Source organism: Pseudomonas sp. CH235 (assembly GCF_004368175.1).
GTDB lineage: Bacteria > Pseudomonadota > Gammaproteobacteria > Pseudomonadales > Pseudomonadaceae > Aquipseudomonas > Aquipseudomonas paraglycinae.
In genome coordinates this window covers 1-7,241 of record NZ_RRZJ01000055.1, presented here as the reverse complement: position 1 = coordinate 7,241, position 7,241 = coordinate 1, and the positions used below count along the sequence as shown (strand labels likewise).

Annotated in this window: 9 protein-coding genes; 5 read left to right on the top strand and 4 right to left on the bottom strand. The window is 61.4% G+C overall.

Annotated features, from left to right (window positions below; translation table 11 throughout):
• Nucleotides 1-304 precede the first annotated feature (304 nt).
• Nucleotides 305-472 (top strand): metallothionein, encoded by a 168-nt coding sequence (locus EIY71_RS28260; RefSeq protein ID WP_074689145.1) that lies wholly within the window; start codon nucleotides 305-307, stop codon nucleotides 470-472.
• Nucleotides 473-497: 25 nt separating this feature from the next.
• On the opposite strand, the gene EIY71_RS28255 is transcribed toward EIY71_RS28260, so the two are convergent.
• Together EIY71_RS28255 and EIY71_RS28250 are read right to left on the bottom strand one after the other, a co-directional pair.
• Complete coding sequence (locus tag EIY71_RS28255; protein ID WP_085745874.1) at nucleotides 498-770, bottom strand: hypothetical protein; 273 nt, start codon at nucleotides 768-770, stop codon at nucleotides 498-500.
• A 38-nt stretch (nucleotides 771-808) separates the two neighbouring features.
• Nucleotides 809-1,036, bottom strand: a complete 228-nt coding sequence (locus tag EIY71_RS28250; RefSeq protein ID WP_011335095.1) for a DUF6555 family protein — start codon at nucleotides 1,034-1,036, stop codon at nucleotides 809-811.
• A gap of 137 nt (nucleotides 1,037-1,173) precedes the next feature.
• Between EIY71_RS28250 and EIY71_RS28245 the strand changes: the two genes are divergently transcribed.
• From EIY71_RS28245 to EIY71_RS28235, 3 genes are all read left to right on the top strand, one after another.
• Nucleotides 1,174-1,962, top strand: a complete 789-nt coding sequence (locus tag EIY71_RS28245) for a helix-turn-helix domain-containing protein (RefSeq protein WP_134023976.1) — start codon at nucleotides 1,174-1,176, stop codon at nucleotides 1,960-1,962.
• 89 nt (nucleotides 1,963-2,051) lie between these two features.
• Nucleotides 2,052-2,225 (top strand): DUF1427 family protein, encoded by a 174-nt coding sequence (locus EIY71_RS28240; protein WP_007958996.1) that lies wholly within the window; start codon nucleotides 2,052-2,054, stop codon nucleotides 2,223-2,225.
• 31 nt (nucleotides 2,226-2,256) lie between these two features.
• Nucleotides 2,257-3,213, top strand: coding sequence for a zinc-binding alcohol dehydrogenase family protein (locus EIY71_RS28235; RefSeq protein ID WP_134023974.1), 957 nt, complete (start codon nucleotides 2,257-2,259; stop codon nucleotides 3,211-3,213).
• 139 nt (nucleotides 3,214-3,352) lie between these two features.
• Here EIY71_RS28235 and EIY71_RS28230 read toward each other — a convergent pair whose 3' ends face one another.
• Nucleotides 3,353-3,730, bottom strand: coding sequence for a DUF6124 family protein (locus EIY71_RS28230; protein ID WP_134023972.1), 378 nt, complete (start codon nucleotides 3,728-3,730; stop codon nucleotides 3,353-3,355).
• A 487-nt stretch (nucleotides 3,731-4,217) separates the two neighbouring features.
• A complete protein-coding gene (locus EIY71_RS28225) occupies nucleotides 4,218-5,177 on the bottom strand; it encodes a nucleoside-specific channel-forming protein Tsx (protein WP_134023970.1) in 960 nt (319 codons plus the stop codon).
• A gap of 410 nt (nucleotides 5,178-5,587) precedes the next feature.
• Between EIY71_RS28225 and EIY71_RS28220 the strand changes: the two genes are divergently transcribed.
• On the top strand, nucleotides 5,588-7,241 hold a 1,654-nt coding region (locus EIY71_RS28220), incomplete at its 3' end, for an autotransporter-associated beta strand repeat-containing protein (RefSeq protein ID WP_178083802.1).

Genomic DNA, 7,241 nt, shown 5'->3' with positions numbered 1-7,241 from the left:
GGATTGATCCGGGGGCATCGCCTACGGTTTGCTTCGCTGCACCTCCTCTCGATGCATGCGGCTGCGCCGCACGGTCGCTGCGCTCCCACCCCCGGATCAATCCCTCCACTCAGCCTGCCGACGGGCCTTGAGATCAAAAGCTTTACTCGAGCTAACGCTCATTGTGGTGAGTGGTGGGGGGAGGGTTGAAGGGGGAGTGGTGAGTGGTTTGGTTGTTGGGTTGTTGGGTTGTTTTCACCTTCTACACTGGTAGCACGGCTTGTTCTTTCGGCCTCAGACAACCACCACCGAAGGAGTCTGTTCCATGGCAGATAGAAAATGCGATTGTCCGGGATGTCGTTGCACGATCAAGGAGGGTGAGCATTCTTATGTGGCGCACGGGAAGCATTATTGCTGTGAGGCCTGTGCGCATCATCACAAGAGTGGTGAGGAGTGTTCGGGCAAGGGGTGTCAGTGTGCGCATCCCAAGTAATCTCGGGTATTGAAAAAAGTGGAGCCTAGTCGGGCTCCACTTCCAGTTTCAGGCTGTCGTCGTCCAGGCGTTCGGTGTGGCGGACGTTGCCTTGCAGGCGGCGGCCTTCGACGTTGACGACGATGGTTTTGGCCTTTTCGAGGTCTTCCGGCAAGGGGGCCGGGACGCGCAGGGCGAAGCGGTAGGGGTCGTTTTCGACGGGTTCCAGGCCAACCGGGCAGTCGACGCTTTTGGTGATGCGGCCAAAGAGGGTGTCCAGGCCGTAGTCCAGGTGCGCGGGGCTGTTGATGGTTGTCATGTGTAATCCCCCGAAATAGTCCCCGCCTGCGCGCAAGCTTAGCTGGCCGGTCGCCATGTGACGTTTTCCACGCCGAATTTTTCTGCCATCGGCTTGCTGGTCTTTTGCACTTTCTCCCGGCCGAAACGCGGGATGCGGCCGACCCCTGCGTCGCAGCTTGCCCAGTGCCACGCCTCGGTGTTGTCCATTTTGTCCGAGCGGATAATGAACGACTTTGGCGCGCCGTGAAGGGTGTAATCGATGACGTACAGTTTTGCGTTGTTCATAAAGCCCATCTTCCTCCCTGTGGTAATAGAAGGATCGCTGGGCTCCGGGAAAATTCACTCGGATTGTCCGACGGTATCTATCAATGGCAAGGGACGAGGCGCACTGGTTACCATGGCGCTCTCACCAACCCCGATGAATGCTCGCCATGGCCCTCGCTGCACCCCCCGATCTGAGTGATACCGATGTGCCGGTGCAACCGCTGGCGCGTACGTATCCGCGTGGTCTGTTCATCGAGCCGCATGAGCATGTCTGGGGGCAGTTGCTGTATGCGATGAGCGGGGTGATGTGGGTCGAGACGCCCCACGAGGCGCTGGTGGTGCCGCCGCAGCGGGCGGTGTGGTTGCCGCCGGGGGTGCCGCACGGGATTCGGGTGGTGTCGGATTTGCAGATGCGCAATATCTACCTGCGCCCGGCGTTGGCGGCAACGCTGGATGAGACGGTGCAGGTGATCGAGGTCGGCGGGCTGCTGCGCGAGTTGATTGTCGGTCTGGTGGCGCAGGGCGACAGCGGTGATGCCGAGTATTACGAGGCATTGGTCGGGCTGGCGCTGCTGGAGCTGAAACGTGCAAGGCGTTCACAGCTGAAGATCCCGCTGCCGGACGATGCCGACCGGCGGCTGATGAGCCTGTGTCAGGCGGTGATGGCCGCGCCGTCGCTGGACATTCCTTTTGAGCAACATGCCGAAAACGCCGGGGCCAGCGTGAGAACGCTCGCGCGGTTGTTCAAGGATGGGTTGGGCATGGGCTTCGCCGAGTGGCGGCGGCAGGTGCAGTTGGCGACGGCAGTGGCGGAGTTGATCCAGGGTGTGCCGGTCAGCGCGATTGCCCGTGAGCTGGGTTATTCGCCGAGCAGTTTCAGCGACATGTTCCGCCGGGAGCTGGGTGTCGCCCCTTCGCAATTCGATAGCGGGCCGCTTGCCGGCTGATTTGGCCGAAATTCAGAAGTCCTTGGCCGATGCCGGTCGCAGCCTTTCCCTAGACTTTGCCCATTCCCTTTGTGTGGCGGAGTGATCCCATGAATTACCTGATTTCACTGGGCGTCGGTCTGGGTGTCGGCCTGCTGTATGGCGCGCTGGATGTCCGTTCTCCGGCGCCGCCGACCATTGCGCTGGTGGGCCTGCTGGGCATGCTGGCGGGCGAGCAGTTGTGGCCGATGGGCCGGCAACTGGTCAGTGGCTGGCTGTCCTGAATCCTGTCTTTTTCCTTCGGTGGAGATTTCCATGAAAGCACTGCAATTCGATAAAACCGGCGACCTGTCGTCCCTGCGCTTCGTCGAGGTGCCGACGCCGGTGCCGGACGCTGACGAGGTGCTGGTGCAGATCAGGGCTGCCGGCCTCAATCCCAGCGACGTCAAGAACGTGCTCGGGCGTTTCCCGTACACCACGCTGCCGCGTATTCCCGGTCGGGACTTTGCCGGTGTGGTGGTCGAAGGGCCGCAGGCGTTGATCGGTCAGGAGGTCTGGGGCACCGGGCGTGAGCTGGGTTTCTTCGCCGATGGCTCCCATGCGCAGTTCGTCAAACTGCCGGCCAGTGGCGTGGCGCATAAACCTTCGCACCTGAGTTTCACCCAGGCCGCCAGCCTCGGTGTGCCGTACACCACGGCGTGGGATGCGTTGGAGCGCAGCCTGGTCAGTGCCGAAACCCGTTTGCTGGTGATCGGCGGCGGGGCGGTGGCGACGGCGGCGCTGGCGTTGGCCAAGGTGCGCGGCGCGCAGTTGCTGGCGGCGGCGCGGCGGCCGGAGCAGGTCAAGGACTTGCAGGCGCAGGGTTATCAGACGATTCAGCTGGATAAACCCGAGGATCTGGGTGCGCAGGTCAACGCGGTGTATCGCGGCGGTGCCGACGTGATCTTCGACACCACCGGGTTCTGGCTGCCAGCGTCGGTGCCGGCGTTGGCACCGTTCGGGCGGATCGCGATCATCGCTGCGCCAGTCGATGGGCATGTGCAGTTGCCGGCGCTGGCGCTGTATCGCAAGGGCGGTTCGGTGGTCGGCATCAACTCGTTGCTGTATGGCGTTGAAGCCTGTGCGGCGATGCTCGAGCAGTTCGGCCGGTTCTTCGACGAAGACCTGCTGCCACTGCCGCAAGGGCTGGTGGAAGCCCCGCTGGCCGAAGGGCTGGCGCGGTATGCCGATGTGAATCAGGGCAGTGGCGACAAGGTCATCCTGATTCCCTGAGCGACACCAATGCATTAGATCGTTCCCACGCTTTGCGTGGGAATGCCTCAATGGACGCTCTGCGTCCGCTCTTTGGGACGCGGAGCGTCCCGGGCTGCATTCCCACGCAGAGCGTGGGAACGATCAGTCGATCAATCGATCAGGCTGCAGCGGACGCCTCAGTCTTCACTTCCAGATTATCCAGCACCCGATTCACCGCCAGCTCACCCAGCATGATCAGTTGCGCAATCCCCGACAGCACATGCCGCTGCGGGCCATCCACCAGCCCGGCGAAGTCATTGGCCATCACCTTGGCCGAGGTCAGAGTTTCGCAGGCGTCGGCCAGCAGTTCTTCGTTGTCGATGCCGGGGGCGATGAGGTAGCGGGTGTTGTGTTTGAGCAGGGGTTTTCGGGGGAGCAGTGGATTGAGATAGTGATCGAGGGCGCGTTCGGCGGCTTCGTGGAATTTCTTGGAGTCGAGGGTTTCGTAGGGCGAGGTGGGGTCGGTTTCGGGTGGATTGGGTGTGGGTTTGATCATGGTGAAGCTCCTATAAGAGTGGAGCCGCCCGGAGCTGTCGCTAAACAGGAAGGTGGCGGCTGTACGCAGGTTAGCGAACCGGTTATAGGCACCCGGCAGACCCGAGGGTCTCCCGCATACAGCCACCATAGCGGAGTTGCAGACGATGAGCCTGCGACAAAGCATGGAGCGCTGATGCACCTATTTATGATTCGAGTCGCTAAACCCGATCGCTGTTTTTCAGCGACCGCCAAACAATAGAACCCGCCCCCAAGGCGCACAAGCCGGCGGATTCTGGCGGATGCGTAGGCAAATGCGCAAGGTCGCGTGGCTTTGCGGACATAATCTTCAACACTCTTCAACACTGCGTTGATTTGTGCCCGAAACGACAAAACCCGCCGTCCCGATCAAACGGGGCGGCGGGTTTGTATACCTGATGCGCTGTATTGTTCTGTAGGCGTCAACGCGAGCAGTCTCGCCAGTATGTTCAGCCTTGAAAGGGGCGGGATCAGAACTGATACCCGACCCCCGCGTAATACCCCCAGCCATTGGAACGTGCACGGAAATTACCGTCGCCGAAGTTCAGCTCGCTGCCGTCCTCCCAGTTGCCGCCGTTGTGGAAGTAACGGCCGACCAAAGTGAAGCGCAAGTGGGTGAACGAGTACAGCAACACGTTGGTCGCCACCGTGGCATTGGCGGTGCGCGCCGGGTTGTCCTTGTGGATGTCCGAGCCGAAATCGAAGTTGGTGAAGCCGATGTAGGTCAGCGAGGCGCCGTTGCTGAATTTGTCGATCGGCACGATGTACTTGAGTTGCGCGCGGTAGCCGTCCCACGAATATTCGTTGCTGGCGCCGTAGTTTTCCCACTGGTAACGCCCGTACAGGTTGGCCGACAGATTGACCCGCGAGTGGGTGTCGATGTCGGTGCCGAAACCGCTGTACAGCGTGTTGGCGCGGTTCTCTTTACGGCTGCCGTGGTCGTAGATCCAGTCGAACGCCACGTACCATTCCTTGAACGGCCCGATGGCCAGGCTGCGGCCGGCGAGGTAGTCGATGGAGATGCGCGGCTCGTGCTCCATGAACACCGGCGAGCCGTGATCCCACACGCCTTTGTCGTGGCTGTTGCCGATGTTGAAGATCTTCGGAATGTCGATGTAGCCGTACAGTTCGAACGGCCCCTTGCGCCCGAAGTACTCGTATTCCAGGTAGATGTCGTCGGCCGGTTGCGGGCCGAAGCTGATGTCCTTGCTGCCGATCAGCATCAGGTCCTGGTTGTACCAGTCCGACAGGTACGCGCCTTTTTTCGGCGGGCTGGCTTCGGCGCTGAGGGCTTCACCCTGGGCGGATTCATCGGGCAGGGCGGTTTGCGCCATCGCGGAGTGACTGAGAACTCCGGTAACGCCGGCCAGTAGCAGGGAAACAGCAAAGGTGCGCACACCGCGACGACGGTGGCAGGAGAAAACGTGCATTCAAAGTCCTTTTTGCGGATCAAGGCCCGGAATCATGGGGGCTGTACGGTTTTGTAACGAAAAGGCAGTCAACAGCGACTCGCAAACGTTTGCACAAGCCGTACCAGTTTCTCAAGTGGCTGAAAAATCGATTGATTCGCGGGTATACCTGGCGACTCGGTCAACTCCGCTCAAAAACGCCTGAAATAGCCCTCAAGTCCTTGCTCAGAACGGCCGGAAGTATCGACGCAGGGCCTTATCGCACAAAAGTATTAACACTATTTAACCGGTGCCCCATCGCAGGGCTTCAACTAGCGTGTGTCTGGAATGGGACGGTTTATCTGATGACCGTCATACGCTTGATACGCGTGTTGGATCTTGCCGCAGTTGCACGCCTTCAAGGACGAAATCGGCCACGAAAGGAGTAACCCGTGGAAGCAAGGTTTGGTGTCGCCCTCGTTTCGCGTTTTTCCCCACTGTCCCTTGCTGTGCATCTGAGCGTCGCCGGACTCTTGTTCGGTGGTGTCAGCGAGCAGGCGTTCGCCACCTGCTCGGCGGCGGGCTCCACGATTACCTGTTCGGGCGTCCCGACCCTGCCGCTGTTTCTCAATGACTACAGCAGTGCCACCAGCGGCCTGACGGTCAACGTCAACTCGGGCGCGCAGATGAATGCGACGCTGGGCGGCAAGGTCATCAACCTGACCGGGGCCAATATCACCCTGAACAACTCCGGCACCGTCGACCCGGCCTTGCTGGGCCTGGTGTCGATCCTCAGTGGCGGTGCATTCATCGGCACCGGCGCGACCAGCACGGTCAGCGTGGTCAACAATGCCAGCGGGATCATGCGTGGCACGGGGATGTTGCTCGGCCTCAACCTGACCAGCATTGACGGCCTGGCTATCGGCGTGAACAACGCGGCGGCGGGTACCACGACCATTACCAACAACGGCACCATTACATCCACAGGGCTGTCGGTCGGCGGCATCACCCTGGCCGATACCCCGGTGGTCGGGGTGTATGGCGGCTCGCAAGTCAACATGACCAACAGTGCCAGCGGCACGATCAACGGCCGGATTGCGTTCGAGACGTCGGCAGCAGGCAACACCTTCACCAACGCCGGTAACATCACTGGCGGCTTGTCGATGGGTGCCGGCAGCACCAACACCTTCTACGCGATCACCGGTTCCAGCGTTAACGTCGGCGACGGCGTGCAAGTGTCCGTCGGCCTCGGTGGCCTGGTCGGCATCAACCTGACCTTCGCCCCGACCGGCACCATTGATGGCGGCGCGGGGGGCACCAACACGCTGATCCTGCAAAACCCGATCGGCGTCGGTGGTGGCGTCACCGGGACCGGCACTGCGTCCAGCGCGACCTACGTCAACTTCAACAACCTGACCCTCAACAGCGGCACCTGGACCTTGCAGGGGCCGTTGGTCAGCGGGGCGACAACACTCAATGGCGGTGTCGCGCAATTCAACGACAACGCCGCGTTCGGCAGCGGTGTGCTGACGTCCAACGGCGGGATCCTCCAGGCCAGCAACGCGGGACTGTCGCTGGCCAACCAGATCAATCTGGGCGCGAGCGGCCTGACCCTGCAGGGCATTAACGGCACGACCCTCAACGGCGTGATTTCCGGTACTGGCGGCCTGACCAAGATCGGCAGCGGTCAGCTCAACCTCAACGGCATCAACACTTACACCGGCAACACTGTGCTCAACGGCGGCACAGTGCTAGTGGGTAATAACTCGGCATTCAGCACTGGCGGCATTACGGTCGGCGGCGCTTCGAGCATCTCGGCAACGACGCCGATTTCGCTGGCCAACGCGATCACGCTCAACAGCACCCTGACCGCAACCGGCACCGGAGCGCTGACCCTGGGCGGGGTGATCAGCGGTGCCAGCAACCTGACCAAGACCGGCAGCGGCAGCCTGACCCTCAACGGCGTCAACACCTACACCGGGAACACCAGCCTCAACGACGGCAGCTTGCGCGTCGGGAACAACAACGCCCTGGGCACCGGTGTCCTCAACACCAGCAACGGTACCAGTCTCGACAGCACCGGCAACGTGACGCTGGCCAACAACG

Coding starts and splice junctions, on each gene's coding strand:
- EIY71_RS28245 (WP_134023976.1), top strand. CDS start 1,174: ATGCTCGCCATGGCCCTCGCTGCACCCCCCGATCTGAGTGATACCGAT.
- EIY71_RS28250 (WP_011335095.1), bottom strand. CDS start 1,036: ATGAACAACGCAAAACTGTACGTCATCGATTACACCCTTCACGGCGCG.
- EIY71_RS28230 (WP_134023972.1), bottom strand. CDS start 3,730: ATGATCAAACCCACACCCAATCCACCCGAAACCGACCCCACCTCGCCC.
- EIY71_RS28225 (WP_134023970.1), bottom strand. CDS start 5,177: ATGCACGTTTTCTCCTGCCACCGTCGTCGCGGTGTGCGCACCTTTGCT.
- EIY71_RS28235 (WP_134023974.1), top strand. CDS start 2,257: ATGAAAGCACTGCAATTCGATAAAACCGGCGACCTGTCGTCCCTGCGC.
- EIY71_RS28255 (WP_085745874.1), bottom strand. CDS start 770: ATGACAACCATCAACAGCCCCGCGCACCTGGACTACGGCCTGGACACC.
- EIY71_RS28260 (WP_074689145.1), top strand. CDS start 305: ATGGCAGATAGAAAATGCGATTGTCCGGGATGTCGTTGCACGATCAAG.
- EIY71_RS28240 (WP_007958996.1), top strand. CDS start 2,052: ATGAATTACCTGATTTCACTGGGCGTCGGTCTGGGTGTCGGCCTGCTG.